This is a genomic window from Nonlabens dokdonensis (assembly GCF_002162835.1).
GTDB lineage: Bacteria > Bacteroidota > Bacteroidia > Flavobacteriales > Flavobacteriaceae > Nonlabens > Nonlabens dokdonensis_B.
In genome coordinates, this window is record NZ_MAAX01000126.1 from 1 (window position 1) to 2,420 (window position 2,420).

Annotated in this window: 2 protein-coding genes; both read right to left on the minus strand. The window is 36.0% G+C overall.

The window, feature by feature from the left end:
• Window positions 1-599, minus strand: a 599-nt coding sequence (locus A9Q93_RS08505) for a PfkB family carbohydrate kinase (RefSeq protein WP_303686965.1), incomplete at its 3' end; no start/stop codon positions are given.
• A 95-nt stretch (window positions 600-694) separates the two neighbouring features.
• Window positions 695-2,227, minus strand: a complete 1,533-nt coding sequence (locus tag A9Q93_RS08510; protein ID WP_303686966.1) for a GH3 auxin-responsive promoter family protein — start codon at window positions 2,225-2,227, stop codon at window positions 695-697.
• Window positions 2,228-2,420: the final 193 nt, after the last annotated feature.

A 2,420-nucleotide genomic window follows, 5' to 3' on the forward strand; every position in this document is an offset into this window, starting at 1 on the left:
TATTTAGGACCCATTTCATGAATTTTCTTTGCAGCGTTTACTAAAGAGTACTCTCCAGAAAGTTGTCTAGCCTCTTCATCATTAATAGTAATCACGTCCACCTTTGCAATTACCTCATGTAATAAGTCTAAAGCACTGTCCATCCAGAAGTTCATGGTATCAAGAACAATAAGCTTTGCATTAGGTGTTTGTTCGATCACACTCAATTGTACCGCTGGGTGTAAGTTTCCTAACATTACCACCTCTGCATCTTTAAATGATTCTGGGACAACCGGATTAAAATCTGCAAGAACGTTAAGCTCTGTCGCTAGCGTGTCTCGCGTATTCATGTCATTATGATATTTTCCAGACCAGAAAAATGTTTTACCATCTTTAACAACCTCTACTCCATCGATATTCATTCCGCGATCACTCAACATATCAAGATATTCCTGAGGAAAATCTCCACCTACTACACTTACTAATCCTACCTCTGTATTAAAATGAGAAGCACTCAACCCTATAAAAGTCGCTGCGCCACCTAGTATTTTATCTGTTTTGCCAAAAGGAGTTTCAATCGCATCAAATGCTACTGTTCCTACCACAACCAATTTGCTCATGTATAAAAATTTTTGCAAAAATACGGATTAAATAGCTTATTCAAATAAGGTTTAACACGTCAGTTAGAATACGTTTTTGCAGCTTTTTCTATTATCTAGCTACTTGCAGCACTTTGTTTATGGATAACTAATAATTCATCCATATACTCTCTTGAATTACTCAATCTAGGTATTTTATGTTGACCTCCTAATTTCCCTTTTTCCTTCAACCAGTTATAGAATACATTAGGTCTCGCATTGTGAAATTTCAATTCAGTTAAAGTTATATCATTTGCCCTTTTTGCCTCATAATCACTATTAACTCTTTGAAGATGTTGATCTAACGCTTTCGCGAAAGCGAGAACATCATCAGGCTCTTTTTCAAATTCTACTAACCATTCATGCGCACCTTTTTCCTTACCATCCATAAAAACAGGCGCAACTGTGTAATCTTTGATAGCGCATGGCATCTCTTTAATAGTTTTCTTAAGAGCTGCCTCTGCATTTTCAATAATCAACTCTTCACCAAACACGTTAATATGATGCTTAGTGCGACCAGTTACCTTAATACGGTATGGATTTTTTGAAGTAAATCTAACTGTGTCTCCTATTTTATAGCGCCACAACCCTGCATTAGTAGTAATAATTATCGCATAGTTCTCACCTAACTCAACCTCATCTAGAGGTATGATCTTCTCATCAGGCGTAGCATACGTTTTCATAGATATGAACTCGTAGAATATACCGTAATCTAGCATTAATAGCAATTCTTTACTATCGTTCCTGTCTTGAATAGCAAAAAATCCTTCACTAGCATTATACGTTTCATAATACTTAACGTGATTTGCTGGTAGTAGCTTTTTATACTGATCTACATAAGGATCAAAACTCACACCTCCGTGAAAGAAAACTTCCATTTGTGGCCATACTTCTAGAATATGATCTTTTCCAGTAGTCTCAAGCACATTATTTAATAGTACCATCATCCAGGATGGCACACCAGCTAGACTAGTGACATTTTCAGTAATAGTTTCCTTCACTATAGCTGGCATCTTAGTTTCCCACTCTGCCATTAAAGCTACCTCATTACCTGGAGTCGAGCTATAATCTGCCCAAAAAGGCATATTATCTATCAAAATACTACTTAAATCGCCAGCAGTAGTTCCTGATTTTTTATCCAGCACATTACTACCGCCTAATCGCAAACCTTTACCTTTAAATAATTTAGAATCTGGATTATTGTTTAAATACATACATAAGAGATCCTTTGCGGCAGCATAATGACAATCTTCAAGCGACTGCTGGCTTACTGGTATGTATTTACTTCTAGAATTTGTAGTACCACTACTTTTTGCATACCATTTGATGTCATTAGGCCAGAAAATATTACCTTCTCCCTTTCTAGATCGCTCGATGGAAGATTGAATCTCTGCATATTGAGAAACCGGTACACGATCAGCAAAATCTCGATAAGATTTTATAGAGTCAAATCCGTACTTCTTACCGATCTCAGTATGCCTCGCATAATAGATAAGATCTTGTAAAATATTATCCTGTAATTCCTGTGGATGCTTCATAAACAGCTCCATATCGTGAATACGTTTCTTAAGAAACCACGATACAACAGAATTGAGTAATGCGTTTGCCATATTTTAAAAATCCTAATTGGTATTTTTACGGTCTCAAAGATACTTCGATAATATTTAAAGTTCCTACAATGAAAATAACTGGCACCATAAGAAAAATGCAAACCGAACTCAAAGAAACGGTTCAGTATTACCTTGTTTACCCAGATAATTTTCTACATGTGAACCAGCTTCTTGATAAAAATATATCGTTAAG

Bases quoted from the DNA above. Each gene is read 5' to 3' on its own strand.
- A9Q93_RS08510 (WP_303686966.1), bottom strand. From the start codon at position 2,227: ATGGCAAACGCATTACTCAATTCTGTTGTATCGTGGTTTCTTAAGAAA.